Annotated in this window: 18 protein-coding genes and 1 tRNA gene; 6 read left to right on the top strand and 13 right to left on the bottom strand. The window is 68.4% G+C overall.

Annotated elements, in window-relative coordinates:
- Nucleotides 1–37: 37 nt before the first annotated feature.
- Complete coding sequence (locus WA675_RS14695; RefSeq protein WP_336084848.1) at nt 38–628, bottom strand: DUF4190 domain-containing protein; 591 nt, start codon at nt 626–628, stop codon at nt 38–40.
- Between the two features lie 53 nt (nt 629–681).
- Between WA675_RS14695 and WA675_RS14690 the strand changes: the two genes are divergently transcribed.
- Nucleotides 682–1464 (top strand): queuosine precursor transporter, encoded by a 783-nt coding sequence (locus WA675_RS14690; protein ID WP_336084975.1) that lies wholly within the window; start codon nt 682–684, stop codon nt 1462–1464.
- A gap of 105 nt (nt 1465–1569) precedes the next feature.
- On the opposite strand, the gene tgt is transcribed toward WA675_RS14690, so the two are convergent.
- The 5 genes from tgt to WA675_RS14665 form a co-directional block, all read right to left on the bottom strand.
- Complete coding sequence (gene tgt, locus WA675_RS14685; protein WP_336084847.1) at nt 1570–2823, bottom strand: tRNA guanosine(34) transglycosylase Tgt; 1254 nt, start codon at nt 2821–2823, stop codon at nt 1570–1572.
- Nucleotides 2824–3122: 299 nt separating this feature from the next.
- Complete coding sequence (locus WA675_RS14680; protein WP_336084846.1) at nt 3123–5027, bottom strand: ABC transporter ATP-binding protein; 1905 nt, start codon at nt 5025–5027, stop codon at nt 3123–3125.
- Entirely contained in the window at nt 5024–6757 is a 1734-nt protein-coding gene (locus WA675_RS14675) for an ABC transporter ATP-binding protein (RefSeq protein WP_336084845.1), read from the bottom strand. The genes WA675_RS14680 and WA675_RS14675 overlap by 4 nt, the downstream gene beginning before the upstream one ends.
- 82 nt (nt 6758–6839) lie before the next feature.
- Nucleotides 6840–7316: an RrF2 family transcriptional regulator gene (locus WA675_RS14670; RefSeq protein ID WP_336084844.1), complete on the bottom strand. Its 477-nt coding sequence runs from the start codon at nt 7314–7316 to the stop codon at nt 6840–6842.
- Nucleotides 7317–7326: 10 nt separating this feature from the next.
- Nucleotides 7327–7920 carry a TetR/AcrR family transcriptional regulator gene (locus WA675_RS14665; RefSeq protein WP_336084843.1) on the bottom strand — a complete coding sequence of 198 codons (594 nt, stop codon included), beginning with the start codon at nt 7918–7920 and terminating at the stop codon, nt 7327–7329.
- Nucleotides 7921–8053: 133 nt separating this feature from the next.
- Between WA675_RS14665 and WA675_RS14660 the strand changes: the two genes are divergently transcribed.
- Both WA675_RS14660 and WA675_RS14655 read left to right on the top strand, forming a co-directional pair.
- Nucleotides 8054–10348 (top strand): MMPL family transporter, encoded by a 2295-nt coding sequence (locus WA675_RS14660; RefSeq protein WP_336084842.1) that lies wholly within the window; start codon nt 8054–8056, stop codon nt 10346–10348.
- 127 nt (nt 10349–10475) lie between these two features.
- The gene (locus WA675_RS14655; protein WP_336084841.1) at nt 10476–12764 is read left to right on the top strand and encodes an MMPL family transporter; all 2289 of its coding nucleotides are present in this window, start codon (nt 10476–10478) and stop codon (nt 12762–12764) included.
- Nucleotides 12765–12885: 121 nt separating this feature from the next.
- Here the strand turns inward: WA675_RS14655 and WA675_RS14650 are convergent, their stop codons facing one another.
- Nucleotides 12886–13077, bottom strand: coding sequence for a hypothetical protein (locus WA675_RS14650; protein WP_336084840.1), 192 nt, complete (start codon nt 13075–13077; stop codon nt 12886–12888).
- Between the two features lie 223 nt (nt 13078–13300).
- On the opposite strand from WA675_RS14650, the gene WA675_RS14645 reads away from it, so the two are divergent.
- Nucleotides 13301–14101: a hypothetical protein gene (locus WA675_RS14645; RefSeq protein ID WP_336084839.1), complete on the top strand. Its 801-nt coding sequence runs from the start codon at nt 13301–13303 to the stop codon at nt 14099–14101.
- A gap of 181 nt (nt 14102–14282) precedes the next feature.
- Nucleotides 14283–14921 (top strand): WXG100 family type VII secretion target, encoded by a 639-nt coding sequence (locus WA675_RS14640; RefSeq protein ID WP_336084838.1) that lies wholly within the window; start codon nt 14283–14285, stop codon nt 14919–14921.
- 51 nt (nt 14922–14972) lie between these two features.
- On the opposite strand, the gene WA675_RS14635 is transcribed toward WA675_RS14640, so the two are convergent.
- From WA675_RS14635 to WA675_RS14625, 3 genes are all read right to left on the bottom strand, one after another.
- Nucleotides 14973–15063, bottom strand: a tRNA-Ser gene (locus WA675_RS14635).
- Nucleotides 15064–15109: 46 nt separating this feature from the next.
- Nucleotides 15110–15544 (bottom strand): nucleoside deaminase, encoded by a 435-nt coding sequence (locus WA675_RS14630; protein WP_336084973.1) that lies wholly within the window; start codon nt 15542–15544, stop codon nt 15110–15112.
- A 14-nt stretch (nt 15545–15558) separates the two neighbouring features.
- On the bottom strand, nt 15559–16098 hold the full coding sequence (locus WA675_RS14625) for a tRNA adenosine deaminase-associated protein (RefSeq protein WP_336084837.1): 540 nt from the start codon (nt 16096–16098) through the stop codon (nt 15559–15561).
- A 58-nt stretch (nt 16099–16156) separates the two neighbouring features.
- Here WA675_RS14625 and WA675_RS14620 point away from each other — a divergent pair, with 58 nt between their 5' ends.
- Nucleotides 16157–17104 (top strand): prephenate dehydrogenase, encoded by a 948-nt coding sequence (locus tag WA675_RS14620; protein WP_336084836.1) that lies wholly within the window; start codon nt 16157–16159, stop codon nt 17102–17104.
- A 120-nt stretch (nt 17105–17224) separates the two neighbouring features.
- Here WA675_RS14620 and WA675_RS14615 read toward each other — a convergent pair whose 3' ends face one another.
- From WA675_RS14615 to WA675_RS14605, 3 genes are read right to left on the bottom strand one after another with little or no spacing between them, the layout of a single operon-like run.
- On the bottom strand, nt 17225–17842 hold the full coding sequence (locus WA675_RS14615) for a putative glycolipid-binding domain-containing protein (RefSeq protein WP_336084835.1): 618 nt from the start codon (nt 17840–17842) through the stop codon (nt 17225–17227).
- Between the two features lie 49 nt (nt 17843–17891).
- Complete coding sequence (locus WA675_RS14610) at nt 17892–19739, bottom strand: ABC transporter ATP-binding protein (protein ID WP_336084834.1); 1848 nt, start codon at nt 19737–19739, stop codon at nt 17892–17894.
- On the bottom strand, nt 19736–21487 hold the full coding sequence (locus tag WA675_RS14605) for an ABC transporter ATP-binding protein (RefSeq protein WP_336084833.1): 1752 nt from the start codon (nt 21485–21487) through the stop codon (nt 19736–19738). The genes WA675_RS14610 and WA675_RS14605 overlap by 4 nt, the downstream gene beginning before the upstream one ends.
- Between the last annotated feature and the right edge of the window lie 165 nt (nt 21488–21652).

Here is a 21652-nt window from a genome sequence, read left to right as displayed (position 1 = left end):
CCGGATTTTCCGGAAGCGCCCCTGTTTCGTTCGATGATCAGTACGTAGAACTCGAGTCGAGTCCGCCCACGACGCCGAGCACGACCACCAGGATCAGGTACAGCACCCAGCCCACGATCGCGAGCGCGCCGATCCAGATCCCGGCCTGCGCCATACCGCGACCTTCACCGCCCCGCTCCTTGATCTGGTTGAGCGCCATCACCCCGAGGATGATGCCGACGATCGAGCCCAGACCGCAGCTGCAGAAGCCGATCAGCGAGGACACCAGCGCGCCGATGGCCAGGCCGTTGGTGCCCTGCGGCGGCGGGTACGCGCCATAGGGCTGGTAGCCCGGGCCCGGGTAGCCGCCGTAACCGGGCTGCTGGGGGTACTGGCCGGGGGGCGGTTGCTGCTGGTAGTTCGGGTACTGCGGCTGCGACGGCGGCGGCACGGGCTGCTGATAGTCCGGCTGCTTCGACAGCGACGGCGGCGGCGCGGGCTGCTGCGGATACTGCGGCGCGGAGGGGTAGCTCGGAGGCTGGGACGGCTGCGGATGCTGCGGCACCGAACCCGGCGCGCCGGACTCCGGCGACACGCCGGAGCCGCCGTACTGCTTCCACCACTCGTCGGAATCGCCGGGATTCGTCATTGGTACAGCGTATTCCACAACCTGCGACCATGACGTACCGCGACCTTGGTTGGATAGACCCCGTGACTGATGCAAACTCGCTCGACAAACCCGCCGGAACTGGGCGCCCCGCGCCGGAACACGCGGCATTCGCCCAGGCTGCGCGGGGGTTCTATCCGGTGATCGTCGCGTTCTTCACCGCGACGCTGATCATCTCCAATATCTGCGCCACCAAGGGCGTCGAGCTGTTCGCCGACCTGTCGGTGACGCTGGGCCCGGTGCAGATCCTGCCGCTGGTCACCGACGGCGCCTTCTTCCTGTTCCCGCTGGCCTACATCCTCGGCGACGTGCTCAGCGAGGTCTACGGTTTCCGCGCCACCCGCCACGCCATCTACACCGGCTTCGGCGCGCTGCTGCTCACCGTCGCCTGCTTCTGGGTGACCATCCAGCTCCCGCCCGCTGGCTTCTACGAGAACCAGGAAGCCCTGCGCACCGTCCTGGGCACCACCCCGCAGCTGGTGCTGGCCGGACTGGCCGGGTACTTCGTGGGTCAGCTGCTCAACTCGGCCACCCTGGTGCTGATCAAGGAACGCACCAAGGAGAAGCACCTGTGGGCCCGCCTGATCGGCTCCACCGTGATCGGCGAGTTCGCCGACACCCTCATCTTCTGCTCCATCGCCGCGACCGCCATCGGCATCGACTCCTGGCAGACGTTCGTCAACTACGTCATCGTCGGCTTCGTCTGGAAGACCCTGGTCGAGGTCCTGGTCATGCCGATCACCTACCGCGTCATCGCCTTCCTCAAGAAGGCCGAACCGAGCTACGCTCCCGCCCCCGCCGACGCACTGCACGACTGATTCCGCCACGGACCGCACTCCCAGCCCCGCACCCGCGACCCCGAGGAGCGGCGGCGCGCAGCGCCACCTTAGATCGCGAGCGCAGGCTGGTAGTGCGGGAGGCTGCTAGGCGCTGGGCGCTTTGATGCGGCCCTGCCAGCGACCGAGGAACTCCGCCTTGAATTCGTCGAAGTAGCCGCCGTCGATGCTCTCGCGGATCCGGTCGACCAGCCGGACCGTGAAGCGCTCATTGTGGATCGTGCACAGCGTCGCCGAGAGCATCTCCTTGCCCTTGAACAGGTGGTGCAGATAGGCGCGGGTGTAGTGCGCGCAGGTATAGCAGTCGCAGTTCTCGTCGATGGGCGTGAAGTCGCGGCGGAAGCGGCTGGTGTTGATGTTGAACCGCCCCTCGTCGACGTAGATGGCCGCGTTGCGGGCCACCCGCGAGGGGTTCACGCAGTCGAAGGTGTCGGCGCCGTTCTCGATGGCGGTGAACATGTCCTCGGGTTCGCTGATGCCGAGCATGTGCCGGGGCTTGGCCTCGGGCAGCTCGTCGCAGCACCAGCCGACGATGGTGCCGAGGTTGTGCTTCTCCAGCGCGCCGCCGATGCCGTAGCCGTCGAATTCGGTGCCGCCCGCACCACGGATCGACTCCAGCTCGCGACAGGCCTTGCGCCGCAGGTCCTCGTACTGCGCGCCCTGGATCACCGCGAACAGCGCCTGGTACGGGCGGTGGCCGCGGGCGAGGGTGAGGCGTTCGTGCTCGTCGATGCAGCGCTGGGCCCACTCGTGCGTGCGCTGGAGCGATTTCTCCTGGTAGCCGCGGGTGTTCATCAGCGTGGTGAGCTCGTCGAAGGCGAACATGATGTCGGCGCCGAGCTCGTGCTGGATGCCCATCGACACCTCGGGGGTGAAGCGGTGCTTGGAGCCGTCCAGGTGCGAGCGGAAGGTGACGCCGTCATCGTCGACGGTGGCCAGCCGCTCCTTGCCCGCCGCGATCACCTGATCGGAGCGGATGTCGACCGACTCCATCGCCAGCACCTTCTTGAACCCCACACCCAGCGACATCACCTGGAACCCGCCGCTGTCAGTGAACGTCGGCCCGGCCCAGTTCATGAACGCGCCCAGCCCACCGGCCGCGTCGACGATGTCGGAGCCCGGCTGCAGGTACAGGTGATAGGCGTTGGCCAGCAGCGCCTGCGCCCCCAGCTCCTTCATCGTCTCCGGCAGCACCGCCTTCACCGAGGCCTTGGTCCCCACCGGAATGAACGCGGGCGTGGAGATCTCCCCGTGCGGGGTGCTGATCACCCCGGTCCGGCCGTGCCGCCCACCCTCGAGCCGGGCACCGACCTTGAACGCGAATTCGCTGGAATCAGCCACCCGCCCATCGTGCCAGTGCCGCCGATCCACCCGAACCCAGCCCCGCACCCGCGACCCCCCGGAGCCGCGACCCGAGCGCACCAGCGCTCCAAAAACACCGAAACACTCCAAGTCCGCCATGACCGCACTCCCAGCCCCGCACCCGCGACCCCGAGGAGCGGCGGCGCGCAGCGCCGGTCGCGGCCGGGTCGCCGGTCAGGCGCCGCGGCGTAGGCGACGAAGGAGCAAGCCGCGGTGCCTGACCGGCGGCCCTCCAGGGGCCGCGACCTCGAGCGCGCCAGCGCTCCAACAACACAAGCTCAATCAATCACAGCCGCGAACTGGGCGTTGTAGAGGTTGTAGTACGCGCCGCGCTCCTCCAGGAGACGCTCGTGGTTGCCGTGTTCGACGATACGGCCCTTGTCCATGACCACGATCAGGTCCGCGTCGCGGATGGTGGAGAGGCGGTGCGCGATGACGAAGCTGGTCCGGTCCCGGCGCAGGGCGGCGGTGGCGTGCTGGACCAGTGACTCGGTGCGGGTGTCGACCGAGCTGGTCGCCTCGTCCAGGACCAGGATCGACGGCTTGGCCAGGAAGGCGCGCGCGATGGTGATCAGCTGCTTCTCGCCCGCACTCACCCCGCCACCCTCTTCGTCGATGACGGTGTCGTAGCCGTTGGGCAGGGCGTGCACGAACCGGTCGACGTAGGCGGCGCGGGCCGCAGCGAGGATGTCCTCCTCGGTGGCGGTCGGGTTGCCGTAGGCGATGTTCTCGCGGATGGTGCCCTTGAACAGCCAGGTGTCCTGCAGCACCATGCCGATGCGTTCGCGCAGGTGGTCGCGGGTGATGGTGGTGATATCGACGTCGTCGATGGTGATGGCGCCCGCGTCGAGCTCGTAGAAGCGCATGAGCAGGTTGACCAGCGTGGTCTTGCCCGCGCCGGTCGGCCCGACGATGGCGACCACGTGGCCCGGCTCGGCGACCAGCGAGAGCCGCTCGATGATCGGTGTGTCCGGCTCGTACCCGAACGACACCGCCTCGAACTCCACCCGGCCGCGATCGACCGGGCGCGCGTTCTCCACCAGCGGGTCGGGGCTCTGTTCCTCGGCGTCGAGGATCTCGAAGATCCGCTCGGCCGAGGCCACGCCGGACTGCAGCAGATTCGCCATCGCGCCGATCTGGGTGAGCGGCTGACTGAACTGGCGCGAGTACTGGATGAAGGCCTGCACCTCACCCAGCGACAGATTGCCGGTGGCCACCCGCAGACCGCCGACCAGCGCGATGAACACGAAGTTCACGTTCCCGAGGAACATGATCGCGGGCATGATCAGGCCGGAGATGAACTGCGCCTTGAAGCTGGCGTCATAGAGCTTGCGGTTGCGCTTGTCGAACTCCGCGCCCACCTCGCGGCTGCGCCCGAACGCGGTGATGATCTCGTGGCCGGTGTAGGCCTCCTCGACCGCGGCGTTCACCTCGCCGGTGTATTTCCACTGGTCGACGAAGTGCGGCTTGGACCGCTTGGCGATCTGGGCGGTGACCACGATCGCCGCGGGCACGGTGAGCAGCGCGATCAGCGCCAGCAGCGGCGAGATCCAGAACATCATGATCAGGATGCCGATCACGGTGAACAGCGAGGTCAGCAGCTGGCTCATGGTCTGCTGCAGGCTCTGCGAGACATTGTCGACGTCGTTGGTGACGCGGCTGAGCACGTCACCGCGCGGGGCGGTGTCGAAGTAGCGCAGCGGGAGCCGGTGCAGTTTGTTCTCCACCTCGTCGCGCAGCCGCTTGACCGTGCGGTTGATGACGATATTGAGCAGGTAGCCCTGCAACCAGCCGAACAGCGCGGCCGCGATATAGAGGGCGAGCACCACCAGCAGAACCTGGCGCACGGCGTCGAAATCGATGCCGGTCCCCGGGATGACGTTCATCGCCGAGAGCATGTCGGCGCGGGTGTTCTCCCCCTGCTGACGCAGCAGCTCGACGGTCTGGTCCTTGCTCAGCCCCGGTTCGAGCTGCTTGCCGACGAACCCGTCGAACACCAGGTTGGTGGCCTTGCCCAGCAGATACGGGCCGAGCGTATTGAGCACCACCGAGGTGATCACCAGGGCGATGATGGTTCCCACGTACACCCGCTCGGGGGCGAGTCTGCGCAGCAGCCGCTTCAGCGACGGGCCGAACGATTTGGCCTTGGTCCCCGGTGCGCCGGGAACGGGTGCGGGCCTCATCGAGCCTCCTCCGCGCTGAGCTGGGACTCGACGATCTCGCGGTATTCCGGACATCGCCGCATCAACTCGTCATGGGTGCCGATACCGGCCATGGCGCCGTCTTCCAGGACGACGATCTGGTCGGCGTCGCGAATGGTCTGGATGCGCTGGGCCACGATGATCACCGAGGCGTCGGCGGTCTCGGGCTTGAGCGCCGCGCGCAGCCGCGCGTCGGTGGCGACATCGAGCGCCGAGAACGAATCGTCGAACAGGTAGACGCGCGGCCTGCGCACCAGCGCGCGGGCGATACACAGCCGCTGTCGCTGCCCACCGGAGACAGTGGTGCCGCCCTGGGCGACCGGGGTGTCTAGGCCCTGCGGCATCTCGCGCACGAAATCGGCCGCCTGGGCGACCTCGAGCGCGCGCCACAGCTCCTCGTCGGTGGCCTCGGGCTTGCCGTAGCGCAGGTTGGTCGCGATGGTGCCGGAGAACAGATACGCCTTCTGCGGCACCAGGCCGATCTCGGCGCGCAGCTCCTCGAGGTCGAGCTGTCGCACATCGGTGCCGCCCACATAGACCGCGCCGTCGGTGACATCGATGAGGCGCGGGATCAGATTGAGCAGCGTGGTCTTGCCGGACCCGGTCGAGCCGACGATCGCGGTGGTCGTGCCCGGTTCCACGGTGAATCGGATGCCACACAGCACCGGCTTCTCCGCGCCGGGGAAGGCGAACTCGGCGAACCGCAGATCGACGGTGGCCGGGTCACCGGCGAAGGGCTGCGGCAGCTTCGGCGGCCGCACCGAGGACTCGGTCTCGAGCACCCCGCCGATCCGGTCGGCCGAGACCGCCGCGCGCGGGGCCATCATGGCCAGGAACGAGGCCATCATGACGGCCATCAGGATCTGCATGATGTAGGACAGCATCGCGGTGAGCGAGCCGATCTGCATGGTGCCGTTGTCGACGTGGTGGCCACCGAACCAGATCACCGCGACGGCGGTCAGATTGCTGATCAACATCACCGTCGGGAACATCAAAGCCATCAGCTTGCCCACCCGCAGCGAGGCATCGGTGAGTGAACGGTTGGCGGTCCCGAAACGCCAGATCTCCTGACGCTCGCGCACGAACGCGCGCACCACCCGGATGCCGGTGATCTGCTCGCGCAGCACCCGGTTGACCTCGTCGATGCGCGCCTGCATCTGCCGGAACCCCGGCACCATCCTGGCCACGATGGTGCCCATCGCCAGGGCCAGCGCGGGCACCGCGATGAGCAGCAGCCAGGACAGCCCGAGGTCCTCGCGCAGCGCCATGATGATGCCGCCGATACACATGATGGGGGCCATCACCAGAATGGTCACCGACATCACGATCAGCAGCTGGACCTGCTGGATGTCATTGGTCGAGCGGGTGATCAGCGAGGGCGCGCCGAACATGCCGACCTCGCGCGCGGAGAACGTCTCCACCCGGTGCAGCACCCCGCCGCGCATGTCCCGGCCCGCGCCCATCGCCGCCTGCGCGCCGAAGTACACCGAGGCCGCCGAGGCCACGATCTGCACGCAGCTCACCGCCAGCATCCACAGGCCGGTGGTCCAGATGTAGCCGATATCGCCCACGGTGACGCCGTTGTCGATGAGGTCGGCGTTGAGACTGGGCAGGTAGAGCATCGCGATGACCGAGATCAGCTGGAGTACGAGAACCCCGGCCAGCTGGGCGCGGTACGGGGCCAGGTAGGTCCGCAGCAGGGAGATCAACATGATGGTCGCAGGCTACCGCGTGCCGATCACCGACGCCGCCGACTTTTACCTGCGCTATGGACAACCTCGCCCAGGCGATGAATCAGGCGCCCGCGGGGGTGCGCGGTTCGCGCCGGACCCACGCGCCGGGGTCGGCGACGAGCTCCGCGACGAAGTCCGGCAGCTGGTCGGCGGCGATATCGGCGATCGAGACATTCTCGAGCACCGCGCGGATATTGACCCGCAGCGCGATCCACACCCGCTGCAATGGTTCGGCCGCGCCGGGGTAGCGCACGTCCTCGGGCCGCTGCCCGCGCACCGAGGCCAGCGGCGACTCCACCGCGCGGATCACGTCGGCCACCGAGATCTCGGTGGCGGCCCGGCCGAGCCGGTAGCCGCCGTCGGGTCCGCGCCTGCTCAGCACGAGCTCGGCGCGACGCAGCTCGGCCAGCACCGATTCGAGCACCTTGGGCGGAATCTGCGCGGCCGCCGCGATGGCTTCGGCCTTGACGACCCCGTCGGCCGCGGCGAGCTCGAGTAGCGTTCGCACCGCGAAATCGACCCTGGCGGTGATATGCACGGGTTCGAACTTACGCGGTGCCGCACGCGGTCAGGACGCAGGTCGCCGCGTCTAGGAGGGTCTTCTCCACCATCTCGTCGCTGGCGCCGGGGGCCAGCTCACTCGACAGCAGCGCCACCCCGAGCACCTCGATGGCCGCCGAGGCGCGCAGCTTGGACTCCTGCGTCGGCTCCGGCCCGGCCAGCCACAACCGCAGCTCACGGGTGGGTTCCATCAGGTCCGGATAGCGGTCGGCGATGGCGTTGACGATGGCGGCGGTGTCGCGCACGCACAGCGCACCGGCGTCGCGATGCCGGATCATGCCGCGCAGGTAGGTGCGCAGGACCGCGCGGATGCCCTCGTTGTCGTAGGGCACGGCGTCGATGTCGGTGACGATGTCGCGCATGTGGTCGATGATCGGGTCGATGATCGCCAGCAGCAGGTCCAGCTTCGAGGCGTAGTGGTAGTACAGCGAGGCCTTCGTGATTCCCACCACATCGGCGACTTCCCGCAGACTGGTCTGCTCGAAACCCTTGGCGGCGAAAAGCTGGACCGCGGCATCGCGGATCGCCTGCTTGGTGCCGCCACCTGCGGAAACGGTGTCGACGGCGTCTCGGGCAGTCATGCGCCAATCCTCCCATCAATTGATGTGGCCCGCGGCAACCCCCAAGAAATCGAGGTTGCCTCTCCACTTAACTGATCGGTAGTCTACCTACCGCACGGTAGGCAGATAAATCGACGATGTGGAGGCGGGGCACGTGTCCGTATACCTGTACAGATGGGGAAAGTTCGCTTTCCGCCGTAAATGGATCGTGTTGCCGGTCTGGTTGTTGCTGTTCGTGCTGCTGGGCGGCGCGGGCGCCGCCCTCAGCAAGCCGATGAGCAATGACTTCAGCATGCCCGAGCTCCCCTCGGCGCGCGCCAACGAGATCCTCGACAAGCACTTCCCCGGCATGTCCGAGCAGTTCGCGCTCGACGCCGTCGCCGGTACCTACGTCATCGGCGCGCCGGAAGGCCAGAAGCTCACCGACCCGGCCAACCGCGCCGCGATCGAAGCCTTCATCGCGAAGCTCACCGAGCTCGACATCGTCGACCACGAGAAGCCGCTGATGAGCCCGGTCGAGATGGCCGAGAAGATGGGCTGCCTGGCCGACCCCGATCCGTCGCAGTGTTCGGGTGCCCCGCTCAACGTGCTGAGCGACACCGCGCCCGACACCGTCGCGATCCTGAACGTGCCCTTCGCCATCGACACCGTCACCGATGTCACCGAGGCGAACCGCGAGGCCGCCTACGAGGTGGGTGCCGAGGCCCGCGCCGCCGGTCTGACCGTCGAGGTCAGCGGCTCGGTCGCGATGACCCAGGAACAGCCGAGCGGCAAGTCCGAGATGATCGGCATGGGCGTGGCCCTGGTCGTCATGGTCGTCGCCTTCGGTGCCCTGGTCGCCGCGGTCGTCCCGATCGTCACCGCCATCGTCGGCCTCGGTGCGGCCACCTCGCTGATCATGCTCGGCACCTCGGTCATGCAGGTGCCCGGCTTCACCACCTTCCTGGCCTCGATGATCGGTATCGCGCTGTCGATCGACTACGCGCTGTTCATCGTCTCGCGCTACAAGCACGAACTGGCCGTGCGTGATTCGGCCGAAGAGGCCGCGGGTACCGCGCTGGGCACCGCCGGTTCGGCCGTGGTGTTCGCCGGTCTGACCGTGATCATCGCGCTCGGCGCGCTGGGCATCGTCGGCGTGCAGTTCTTGACCTTCATGGGGCTGGGTGGCGCCATCGCGGCCGGTTTCGCCGTGCTCACCGCCATCACCCTGATGCCCGCGCTGATGGGCGCCTTCGGCAAGTACCTGTTCCGGCCGAAGCTGCCGATCGTCGCCCAGCACGATCCCGAGGACGAGAGCTCGGTCACCAACGGCCAGCGCTTCGCCCGCCTGATCGGCAAGGCCCCCTGGGTCGCGCTGATCCTGTCGGTGCTCGCGCTCGGCGCCCTGGCCGCCCCCGCGGCCAACCTGAACCTCGGCCTGCCCGGCGAGGACAGCCTGCCCACGACCTCCACCGTGCGTAAGGCCTACGACCTGCGCACCGAGGGCTTCGGCGAGGGCAGCAACGGTGTGCTCATGGTCGTCGCGGATCTCACCGCGGTGCCCGAGGCCCAGCGCGACGAAGCGGTCACCGCGCTGCGCGACAAGCTCGACTCCTACGAGCAGATGGACTACGTCACCGCGCCGCAGTGGAACGAGTCCAAGCAGGGCGTCATGCTCAACGGCGTGCCGAAGCAGGGCCCGAACAACCAGGACACCAAGGACCTGGTGGCCGAGGCCCGCGGCGCCGAAGCCGACCTGAAGGCGCAGTACGGCATGGAGTACGGCATCACCGGCACCACCGCCATCTACGCCGATGTCGACCACGTGCTGCTCAGCAAGATCCTGCCGTACCTGGCGATCGTCGCCGGTGCCGCGTTCGTGCTGCTGATCCTGGTGTTCCGCTCGATCCTGGTACCGCTCACCGCCGCGCTCGGCTTCCTGCTCTCCATGGCGGCCACCTTCGGCGCGACCGTGCTGATCTTCCAGGAGGGCGCGTTCGGCCTGATCGAGGACCCGCAACCGCTGGTCAGCTTCATGCCGATCATGCTGATCGGCCTGGTGTTCGGTCTGGCGATGGACTACCAGGTGTTCCTGGTGACCCGGATGCGCGAGGAGTTCGTGCACGGCAAGTCGCCCAAGGACGCCATGGTCTCGGGTTACCACCACGGTGCCCGCGTGGTGACCGCCGCGGCGATCATCATGATCTCGGTGTTCGGCTCGTTCATCATGGAGACCGATGTGACCGCCAAGTCCTTCGGCTTCGCGCTGGCCGCCGGTGTCGCCATCGACGCCTTCGTGGTCCGCATGGTGATCGTGCCCGCGCTGCTGGTGATCATGGGCAAGTGGTCCTGGTGGATCCCGAAGTGGCTCGACCGCGTCCTGCCCGATATCGACGTCGAGGGCGCCAAGCTCGAACAGCTGCGCACCCAGAACGCCGAGACGGTGAAGCAGCCGATTCCGGTCGGCTGATCCCCGCGTGAAAGTTCGCGACCCCCGCACTCCCGGAGTGCGGGGGTCGCGTCGTTTCCGTCGTTAGACTCAGGACTTAGCTCGACCCGGCTGTATCTCCAGATCCGCTCATCGCGAGGAGAAAACCGTGTCCGTCTATCTGTACCGGTGGGGCAAGCTGGCCTTTCGCCGCAAGTGGATCGTGCTGCCCGTCTGGTTGATCTGTTTCCTGGTGCTCGGCGGCCTCGGCGCCCAGCTGCAGAAACCGATGACCGACGATTTCAGCATGCCCAACCTCCCCTCGGAGCGGGCCACCGAGATCCTCGACATACACTTCCCCGGCATGTCCGAGGCCTTCGCCTTCGACGCGGTGACCGGCACCTACGTCATCGGCGCGCCCGCCGGGCAGAAACTCACCGACCCGGCCAACCGGGAACAGGTGACCGCGCTGATCGGCAGGCTCGAGCAGCTCGACATCGTCGATCACAGCGAACCGATCGTCGACCCGATCACCGCCACCGAGGAAATGGGTTGCCTCACCGCGCAACCCGACCCGTCGACCTGTAGCGCCGCCCCGCTGAACGTGCTGAACAAGACCGCACCGGAGACGGTCGCCTTCCTCAGTGTCCCGTTCACCATCACCGATTTCGCCGACATCACCGCCGAGGATCGCGAGGCCGCCTACGCCGTGGGCGACGCGGCCCGCGCGGCCGGGCTGACCGTCGAGATCAGCGGCACCATCGCGATGGAGCAGGAGATGCCCTCGGGCAAGTCCGAGATGATCGGTATGGCGGTGGCCCTGGTGGTCATGGTGGTGGCCTTCGGCGCGATCGTCGCGGCGTTCGTCCCGATCATCACCGCCATCGTCGGCCTCGGCGCGGCGACCTCGCTGATCTTCCTGTCCACCTCGGTGCTCTCGGTGCCGAGCTTCACCACCTTCCTGGCCTCGATGATCGGCATCGCGCTGTCGATCGACTACGCGCTGTTCATCGTCTCGCGCTACAAACACGAACTGGCGGTCCAGGATTCGGCCGAGGAAGCCGCGGGCACCGCGCTCGGCACCGCGGGTTCGGCGGTGGTGTTCGCCGGGCTGACCGTCATCATCGCGCTGGTCGGGCTGAGCATCGTCGGGGTGCGGTTCCTGACCTTCATGGGTCTGGGCGGCGCGGTCGCGGCCGCGTTCGCCGTGCTCACCGCCATCACACTCATGCCCGCGCTGCTCGGCGCGTTCGGCAAGGCGCTGTTCAAGCCGAAGCTGCCGCTGATCGCCCAGCACGATCCCGAGGACGACACCATCGTCAGCAACGGCACCCGGGTGGCGCGCGCGATCGCCAAGTTCCCCGCGGTCACCATGGTGCTGGCCATCGTGGTGCTCGGCCTGCTGGCCGCGCCCGCGCTGAACCTGAATCTGGGCCTGCCCGGCGAGGACAGCCTGGCCAAGACCACCACCGTGCGCAAGGCCTACGATCTGCGCACCGAGGGGTTCGGCGAGGGCAGCAACGGCGTCCTCCAGATCGCCGTCGACCTCAGCGAGACACCCCCCGACCAGCGCGCCGACGCCCTGACCGCGCTACGCGCCAAGCTGGCGTCCTACCCCGACATGGAGCTGGTCACCGAGCCGCAGCTGAGCCAGGACGGCGCGGGCGCGCTGATCAACGGCATCCCCCGCTCGGGCCCCAACGACCAGTCCACCAAGGATCTGGTGCAGTCGGCCCGTGACGCGGAAGCCGAGCTCAACGACCAGTACCAGATCTCCTACGGCATCACCGGCACCACCGCCATCTACGCCGATATCGACCACGTGCTGCTGAGCAAGATCGTCCCGTACATGGCGATCGTGGCGGGCGCCGCGTTCATCCTGCTGATCCTGGTGTTCCGCTCGATCCTGGTGCCGCTCACCGCCGCGCTCGGCTTCCTGCTCTCCATGGCGGCCACCTTCGGCGCGACCGTGCTGATCTTCCAGGAGGGCAAATTCGGCCTGATCAGCGATCCCCATCCGCTGGTCAGCTTCCTGCCGATCATGCTGATCGGCTTGGTATTCGGCCTCGCGATGGACTACCAGGTGTTCCTGGTGACCCGCATGCGCGAGGAATACGTGCACGGCGCGTCCCCCACCGACGCGGTCATCAAGGGCTATCACCACGGCGCGCGCGTGGTGACCTCCGCGGCGATCATCATGATCTCGGTGTTCGGCTCGTTCCTGCTGGAAACCGACGTCACCGCCAAGTCCATGGGCTTCGCCCTGGCCGCGGGCGTGGCGCTGGACGCCTTCGTCGTCCGGATGATCCTCATCCCCGCCCTGCTCGTGCTGCTGGGCAAGTGGGCCTGGTGGATGCCGCGCTGGCTGGACAAGATCGTCCCCGACATCGACGTCGAGGGCGCCCGCCTACGCGAACTGCAACAGCACGAGAAGGTCGCCGTCCCGGTGGGTTCCTGACCACCACGGGTTTTCGGCCGCCTCGAACCCGAAGGGCGAGACGTAACGGCGAAGCCGGAGTATCGCCCTTCGGGTTCGAGGCCCAAGGGGCCGAAAACCCCGCGGCGCCAGCCGCCCATGTTCACTGACTGGGTTGCGGTACCTGGCACTCCGTGACTTTGGGGTTCAGCCCGATGTAGTTGGTCGGTCCGGCGGCGGCCGTCACCGCGATCGTCGCCCAATCCGAGCATTCCCGCGGCAGCTTGGCGAAGTAGTGCCGCTGTCCCGCGGCGAGCAGCCCCACCGCCACCCACCCCAAGACGACGAGAACCAAGAGCTTCCCCCCGAGCCCGATCCCGGACTTCGCGGGTGGCGGCTGTCGCCCGCGCATAATCATCGTTCCTTCCCGGATTTCGGTACTACCAGTCTATTACGCACCACGGCGCCACACGCCCGCCACGGCAATCACCCAGGTCCGGTTTGCGCAACCCGGCACGAACACCCTCCTCCAGCGAACCTGGCCGGAAGCCGTCCGGAGACTACGCCTCGCCTTCATCGTGCTGCCGAGCGCGGTCGCGGCGATCTCCACCGTGGCCGTCCTGGCGATCGGACTGCTGGGCGCGCCGACGACGATCCTGTTCGTGGCGCTTCCGCTGCACATCCTCGCCGTTGTGATACCCCCGCTCCTCGCCCTCCGGCGCCTGCGGCGCGGACTGTGGCCCATGGACGCGTGGTATCGGGCGTCGGACGGAATCCGGGCGCAGGCATGGATTCTCGTCATCGAGTCCGCGCTGGCCGGTTTCCTGGGATACCGCGGCTGGCCCGTCCTGCCGGTCCTCGCGGTCCTGGCTTTCATCGTCCGCCGCGTGAGCTTGTTCCTCGCCGGAAAGGCCGGAATAGCAATCCATCCAGTAGACGCCCTGTACCGCGCCGAGTCCGACGACGAAATCGACCTCTACGCCGACGGCGGATACGACAACAACAATCTGCTGGTCCTCGTCCGGGTCTACCTCGCAGCCGACAGGATTTCGCTTCGCTCGTGGACCAAGCGACCCGAGCGGCCGACAAGACTAAACGCGCAGGCCTACTATGTCGGTGTCGAGGACGAAACCACCCTGCTCGAGCTGCCGTTCGACCGCATTCGTGACGTGACCCTCTGGACATTCCCCCCGGGGTACACCCAGCACCGCTGGTTCATCACCCCCGATGGCAAACCCCTCTACAACAACAAGATCTCCACCGCGATCCTGCTGTCGACCACCGACCCCAACCTGCCCGTATTCACCATCCCCACCCCGGACGCAGCCGTCCTGACCGAAGTCGTCCGGCGACGCATCCATCACTACCACCGCAGGTAGCGACCCGAATCGGAACCCGATGGAACCAGACCGGCGGTCATGCCACGGCGATCGACGGTTACGGAGATGAGATCGAGAAGGCGGCCGAGGCCGCCCGCTATCTCACCATGACCACCGACGGCTACGGCGTCTACGGGCAGCCGGTAGCCCTCATGCTCCAGGGCCTCCAGGTGCCGAAGCCGTGGCGCTCACCGCGCTCGGTGTCTCCCTGCACAGCGCGGGCGACAAGCTGCGCTTCGCGGCCGGCCAGCTCGGCACCTGGATGCTCGAACACGTCAAACCGCTCCGGGAAGCGTTCAATTCGCTGGCGGGAGATCCCGACCTGATCAAGTCGTACGCGCAGTCGTGGACGAATATCGGCGGCAGCCTGTCCCAGTCCGCGACGAATCTCGCGTCCTCGGTGAAGAACGAAACCGCGGACTGGTCCGGCGCCGCGGGCGACGCCTACCGGACTCTCGGCGCCAGCCTCACGACTCTCACGCAGGTCATGGGCAAGGGCGCGGAGGCTCTGTCGACTCTGACCACCGCCGCGGCCGAGCTGGTCAACGGCGTCCGCACGGCGGTCCGAGACCTGCTCGGTTCGCTGGCGGGTGCCCTGGTCAGCTGGGCGATCCAGGAATTGGCCTCGCTCGGCACCGCCACGCCGGCGGTAATCGCCCAGGCGATAGCGCGGATCGCGGCCATCGTGGCCAAACTCCTCACCCAGTTGGCGAAGAGCCTCAAATCGATCACCACCTATCTGGCGTCGATCCGCGATCTGATCGATGGCGCGTACCGCACGGTGACGGCCCTGACTTCGTCCCCCCAGGCAACGGCCTGACCCGATCGACAAAGAGCCCCCCACCTGGGTGAACAGGTGAGGGGCTCCTTTTGGCGGTGGCGGAGGGATTTGAACCCTCGGACGGGGGTTACCCGTCACACGCTTTCGAGGCGTGCTCCTTAGGCCGCTCGGACACGCCACCGCCGACTACGATACCGGAGTGGGTGCCGGATCGTTAAATCGGCTGGTCAGCGTTGGTTTCGGAAGAAATCGTCGAGGAGGGTGACGCACTCGGTCTCGAGGACTCCGGCGCGGACCTGGGGGCGGTGGTTGAGTCGGCGGTCGCGGACGACGTCCCACAGCGAGCCGACGGCGCCGGTCTTGGGTTCCCAGGCGCCGAAGATCAGCTTGTCGACGCGGGCCAGCACCAGCGCGCCCGCGCACATGGTGCAGGGCTCGAGGGTGACGGCCAGGGTCGCGCCCTCGAGGCGCCAGCCGTCGCCGTGCACGGCGGCCGCGGCGCGCAGGGCCAGCACCTCGGCGTGCGCGGTGGGGTCGCCGGTGGCTTCCCTGGCATTGCTGGCGCGGGCCAGCTCCCGGCCCTGGGCGTCGAACACGACGGCGCCGACCGGCACATCGCGCGGGTCGGCGTCGGCGGCCGCGGCGAGCGCGGCGCGCATCATGTCCTGCTCGGTGGTCACCGGGGCAGTTTGTCCAGCACCGCCGCGAATTCGTTGGCGAAACCGAGGCGCTGGGCGATCATCCCGAGCTGCTCGTCGGGGTAGAGGTCGGTCTCGGCGAGGATCACGCTGAGCACCGGTTCGGGCAGGCCCAGGTCGGCCAGCACGCCCAGGTCGCCCTCTTCCCAGGGTTCGACGTCGTCGAGGTCGTCGGGGTCGATGTCGGGGATCTCGACATTGAGCGCGTCGAGCACGTCGGCGGCGATGTCGTAGTCGATCGCCGCGGTGGCGTCGGAGACGAGCAGCCGGGTGCCGCTCGGCGCCGGACGCACCACGACGAAGAACTCGTCGTCGACGTCGAGCAGCCCGAATACCGCCCCCGAGCTGCGCAGGGCCTTCAGTTCGGTCTCGGCGACCGACAGATCGTGCAGGGCATCGCTGGTGAGCGGACTACACCGCCAGGTGCCTTCTTCGCGGACCACCGCCACTGCGAACCCTTCGACGTCGAAGTCGTCGTCCGACGTCGCCCTGTTCGTGCCCGAGCGCTGTGCTGCCATGGACCAAACGGTAGTCTGTCCCGCCCGTAATGATGAACTCGTGTGCCAATCTGTTCCGATGACTCTCGACCAGCGCGCCACTGTCTGCGTCCTCGGAACCGGCTTGATCGGCGGCTCACTGCTGCGCGCCGCGGCCGCGGCGGGCTACGAGGCGTTCGGCTACAACCGTTCCGATTCGGGTGCCGAGGCGGCGCGTCGCGACGGTTTCGATGTCACGGGCGAGCTGACGACGGTGCTGCGCCGGGCCGCGGACACCCACGCGCTGGTGGTCCTGGCGGTCCCGATGCCCGCGGTCGACGCCATCCTCACCGCGATCGCCACGCACGCGCCGGACTGCCCGCTCACCGATGTGGTGAGCATTAAGCAGCCGGTCGCCGACGCGGTGCGCGAGCAGGGGCTGGAAGCGAACTACGTGGGTGGTCATCCCATGGCCGGTACCGCCGAATCCGGTTGGGCGGCAACTGATCCCGAGCTTTTCCGGGACGCGGTGTGGGCGGTCGGGGTGGACGAGGGCACGCGGGTCGGGCCCTGGACGACGGTCGTGCGGCTGGCGCTGGACTGCGGGTCGGTGGTGGTCCCGGTGGTCGCGGCCGAACACGATCAGGCCGTCGCGCGGATCTCGCACCTGCCACACGTGCTGGCCGAGGCGCTGGCGGCGGCCGGGGCAGACGGCGGGGCGCTGGCGCTCGGGCTGGCTGCGGGCTCGTTCCGCGACGGCACCCGCGTCGCCGGGACCGCGCCCGACCTGGTGCGCGCGATCTGCGAGCCGAACGGCACCGCCCTGGGCGAGGTCATCGACGAGACCATCGCCGCGCTGCTGGCCGCGCGGGAGTCGCTGCGCACCGACGGCACCCTCGGCGAGCTTGTCGAGGCGGGTTACCGGGGGCGCACCGCGTACGAGCAGCGCGAGCGGTGGGAGATCACCGGGGTGACGCCCGGGGATGGTGATTGGCTGGGTGAACTGCGGCGGGCCGGTCAGCGGGGTGGGGTGCTGCGCTCGCTGTAGGCGTCGTCATGGCCGATCGGCGGTGAGTGGGCGCGCCTACCCGCGGCGAGCTGGGGGCCGCGCTCCATCGGCTGATCACGATGGATCTCCGGAGAGCCCGCGCCTTCCGCGGTCGGGGGGTCAGACGCGCGCGGACAGGCCCGGGTAGTCGAGGACGAACCCCTCCGGATCGACGGTGAGGGTGGCGCTGGAGACCGGCGAGAGGACGTTGATCCCGTCGGCGGCGCTCGAGTAGGTGAGCTCGGCCTCCTGCACCAGCAGATCCGGCAGCCGCACGTAGACGACCGGCACCTGCACATCGCCCACGGCGTTCTGCAAGCCGAAGCGCCGGATGGGCAGGGTGTTGAAGAACGGGCTGAGCACCACATCGACATCGAGCGCGCCGCCGAAGGTCGAGCGCACATGGCTGCCGCCCGCGTCGACGAGCCAGTAGTTCTCCTCGTCGCGGGAGATGGAGGCGTGCCGCTCCCCCGCCGCCGTGGTGGTGCGCAGCGAGAGCCTGCGGGTCGCGCCCGCCTCGTCGGTGACCAGGTCGTAGGAGGCGCTGAAGGCCGGGTGCTCCTCGCCCGCGCTGCCGATCATCCGGCCCGCCGCCCTGATCCGGTTGCCGTTCACCGTCACCCGCACCGATTCCATCCGGGTGTTGTCGTGGGCACGCCAGGTGAGGACCGAGGGCCACCGAGAGGCCGGTCGGTTCTCGGAGGGGCCTGCGGCCGGGCCCGGGGCTGGGGTCGTCACCTCTCTACGGTAAGCGACACCAGCCCCGCTGCTGTACAACACGGGCGCATCACACCAGCGAATCGCGCCAGGCGGCGTGCAGCCCGGCGAATCGGCCCTGTCCGGCGATCAGTTCCGCCGGTGCGCCGTCCTCCACGATCCGGCCCGCGTCGAGCACCAGCACCCGATCGGCGATCGCCACCGTGGACAGCCGGTGGGCGATGATCACCGCGGTCCGGTCGCGCAGCAGCGTCTCCAGCGCGTGCTGGACCTGCCGCTCGCCCGGGATGTCCAGGCTGGAGGTGGCCTCGTCGAGCACGATCACCGCCGGATCGGCGAGGAACACCCGCGCGAAGGCGACCAGCTGGCGCTGACCGGCCGAGAGCCTGCCACCGCGGGTGCGCACATCGGTGTCGTACCCGTCGGGCAGCGAGACCACGAACGGGTCGAGCCCCACCGCCGTGGCGGCCGCGCGCACCTCGGCGTCGGACGCGTCGGGCCTGCCAAGGCGGATGTTGTCGGCGATGGTCCCGGAGAACAGGTAGGCCTCCTGGGTGACCATCACGACATGCCTGCGCAGATCGTCGTCGGTGAGCCTGCGCAGATCGACCCCGTCGAGGCTGATGGTGCCGCCGCTCGGGTCGTAGAACCGGGTGAGCAGCTTGGCCAGCGTCGACTTGCCCGCGCCCGTCGCCCCGACCAGCGCCACCACCTGGCCCGCCGGGATGTCCAGCTCGAACTCCGGCAGCACGCGGGTGTCGTGGTAGCCGAACCAGACGTGGTCCATCCGCACCGCGCCCCGCGCCTCGAGCAGCGCGACCGGATCGTCCGGCTCGGCCACCGACGGCTCCTCCTCGAGCACCCCGGAGATCTTCTCCAGTGCCGCCGCGGCGGACTGGTAGGAGTTGAACACCTGGGCGAGCTCGTCGAGCGGACCGTAGAACTGGTCGAGGTAGAGCAGGTAGGCCGCCAGCACACCGAGGGCGAGATCGCCCTCCATCACCTGCCAAGCGCCGACCAGCAGCACGATGACGGTGGTCAGCTTGCCGATGAAGTTCGACAGGCCCACGTAGTCGCCCATGCCGCGGATCGCGGTGGTGGTCGCGCGCTGGTACTCGCTGTCCTCGGCGGCGAGTACCTCGTCGTTGCGCTGCTCGCGCCGGAACGCCTGCACCGCCCGCATGCCGCTCATCGCCTCGACGAACTGCACGATCACCTTGGCGATGGCCCCGCGGGTGCGCCGGTAACCGGCCCGCTGGCGCCGCTGCGCCCACCGCGTCACCAGCACCAGCGGCACGAAGCCGAGCAGCACGATCGAGGCCAGCGTGGGATCGAGCCAGACCAGCAGCACCGCGATGGTGACCACTGACAGGATCGCGCCGAAGGCCTGGTTCAGCGCGCCCTCCAGCAGTTCCTGGAGGGTCTCGATATCGCTGGTGAGCCGGGTGACGACCTTGCCCGAGGTGTAGCTCTCGTGGAATGACACGCTCAACCGCTGGGTGTGCCGGAACGCCCGCACCCGCAGATCGAACAGCACCCGCTGACTCAGCGACCCCGATGCCCGCAGGAAACAGAACGTGGTGACACCCGAGGCCACGGTGACCGCGACGAACCCGGCCACCGTGGCGATCAGCGGCGTCCAATTCCCTTGCCTGCCCGCGCTGATGCCGTGGTCAAGGCCGTAGGCGATGAACAGTGGCCCCGCGACCTTGGCCGCGTTGTCGAGCAGGATCAGCACGAAGGTGAGCAGCGCCTGCTTGCGGTAGGGCCGCACCAGCTCCAGCAGCAGCCGCCGGGAACGCCCGGCCAGCACCAGGTTTCCGGTCCCGGTGACGGCATCGTCCTCCTTGGCGATGCCGCGCCAGTCGGCTTCCCGGTCCGGAATGTCCTGCGCCGTCGTTGTTTCCGTACTCGTCATGGTTCACCTCCCATCAGTTCGCGGTAGCGCGCGTTGCCGCGCAGCAGCTTCTCGTGCGTGCCCTCGGCGACGATGCGACCCTCGGCCAGCAGCGCCACCCGGTCGGCCAGCGCCGCCGTGGACGGCCGGTGTGCCACCAGCAGCGTGGTGGCGCCCGACAGCACGCTGCGCAGCCGGTCCTGCACGCGCTCTTCGGTTTCCACGTCCAGCGCGGAGAGCGGATCGTCGAGCACCATGATCCGGCCGGGCTCGGCTCCGGTATCACCGGTGAGCACCGCCCTGGCCAGCGCCAGCCGCTGACGCTGACCACCGGACAGGCTCATGCCCTGCTCGCCGATCCTGGTGTCCAGGCCCCACGGCAGCGCGTCGACGAACTCGCTCGCCTGCGCGATATCGAGCGCCTGGCGCACATCGGCGTCGGTCGCGCGCGGGTCGCCCAGTGCCACGTTCTCGCGCACGCTGGCCGAGAACAGCACCGGCTCCTCGAAGGCCACCGTCACCACCCGGCGCAGGTCGGCCAGGCGCAGGGTGGCGATGTCGATGCCGTCGATGGTGATCCGGCCCGCGCTCACGTCGTAGAGCCGCGGAATCAGTTCCAGCAGGGCGGTTTTCCCGCTGCCGGTGGCACCGACCAGCGCGACCGTCTCGCCCGGACGGATCCGTAGGGAAACGTCCTCGAGCACCGCCGCGTCGGCGCCGTCACCCGAGCGCGGGTAGGCGAAGCTGACACCGTCGATGACCAGCTCACCGCGCACCCGCTCGGGCAGCTCCACCGGCCGCGGCGGGTCGGTGATGTCGAGCGGGGTGTCGATGATCTCCCAGAACCGGTCGGCGGCCGTGCGGGCCTCGAACAGCTCCGAGAGCAGGAAGCCGGTCCAGATGATCGGCCACTGCAGGAAGGTCGCCAGGGTGATGCTCGCGACCAGCGTGCCCATCGTCATCGAACCCTGCACCACCGAGTAGCCGCCGACGCCGAGCGAGATCGCGATAGACACCGTCGGGAAGGTCACCATGGCCGCCCACAGTGTGGCGTCCAGGCGCACCTTCTCCAGTTCGGTGCGCTGCAATTCGCGCGAGAGCGCCGTGAACCGGGAACCGAAGAACCGGCCCCGGCCCAGCGCCTTGAGCACCCGCACGCCCTGCGCGGACTCCTGGGCGATGGTCGCCAGGTCACCGGACTGGTCCTGGGAGCGCCGCGAGGCCACCTCGAAGCGCCGCACGAACCGCGTACAGAACACGATGAGCGGCAGCGAAAGCGCCGTGAAGATCAGCCCCACTTGCCAATTCATCACGAACAGCGCGACCAGCCCGATCGGCAGCACCACCGTGTGCACGACCAGGAACGGGCCAGCGAAGGCCACGAACCGCCGGATCACGCCCATGTCGTCGATCGCGCGCGAGAGCAGCTGACCGGACTGCCAGCCGTCGTGCCTGCCGATCGAGAGCGCCTGCAACTGCCTGAACAGCTTGGCGCGCATGGTGATCTCGAACAGGGTCGAGGGCTTGGACACCAGCCATCGCCTGCCCCACATGCCGAACGATTCCAGCGCACCCAGCGCGAAGACCAGCGCGACCGGCCAGACCAGGGCGCCGATGTCACGCTGGGCGATCGGCCCGTCGATCACCTTCGCGATCAGCAGTGGGATGAAGATGGCCGTGCTGGTGGCGACGATGGCCAGGACATTGGCGGCGACCAGCGGCACCCAGTAGGGGCGCAGATGTGGCAGGAACCGCCGCAGCGACCACATTCCCCCGCGCGGTGGCTGTGTGGGCGGCTCCGATCTGTCGGCCTCCGAGTCGGCTGCCGCCAGGTCCAATGTGACAGACAAGGTTCCCCCTTGATGTCCGGTGGATGGATGGTTTTCCGGAACGGACGCCAGGTGATGTTCGCACCGGGGTCCGACAAGTTCGGC

It is taken from the genome of Nocardia sp. SSK8 (assembly GCF_037034205.1).
Lineage (GTDB): Bacteria > Actinomycetota > Actinomycetes > Mycobacteriales > Mycobacteriaceae > Nocardia.
Note: the sequence above shows the minus strand (reverse complement) of the source record. Positions and strands in the feature narration are given on the sequence as shown.

Excerpts from the sequence above, each read along its gene's own strand:
- WA675_RS14695 (WP_336084848.1), bottom strand. The coding sequence starts at position 628 with ATGACGAATCCCGGCGATTCCGACGAGTGGTGGAAGCAGTACGGCGGC.
- WA675_RS14680 (WP_336084846.1), bottom strand. The coding sequence starts at position 5,027 with ATGAGGCCCGCACCCGTTCCCGGCGCACCGGGGACCAAGGCCAAATCG.
- WA675_RS14675 (WP_336084845.1), bottom strand. The coding sequence starts at position 6,757 with ATGTTGATCTCCCTGCTGCGGACCTACCTGGCCCCGTACCGCGCCCAG.
- WA675_RS14665 (WP_336084843.1), bottom strand. The coding sequence starts at position 7,920 with ATGACTGCCCGAGACGCCGTCGACACCGTTTCCGCAGGTGGCGGCACC.
- WA675_RS14630 (WP_336084973.1), bottom strand. The coding sequence starts at position 15,544 with ATGATGCGCGCCGCGCTCGCCGCGGCCGCCGACGCCGACCCGCGCGAT.
- WA675_RS14625 (WP_336084837.1), bottom strand. The coding sequence starts at position 16,098 with ATGGCAGCACAGCGCTCGGGCACGAACAGGGCGACGTCGGACGACGAC.
- WA675_RS14620 (WP_336084836.1), top strand. The coding sequence starts at position 16,157 with ATGACTCTCGACCAGCGCGCCACTGTCTGCGTCCTCGGAACCGGCTTG.
- WA675_RS14610 (WP_336084834.1), bottom strand. The coding sequence starts at position 19,739 with ATGACGAGTACGGAAACAACGACGGCGCAGGACATTCCGGACCGGGAA.
- WA675_RS14605 (WP_336084833.1), bottom strand. The coding sequence starts at position 21,487 with ATGTGGTCGCTGCGGCGGTTCCTGCCACATCTGCGCCCCTACTGGGTG.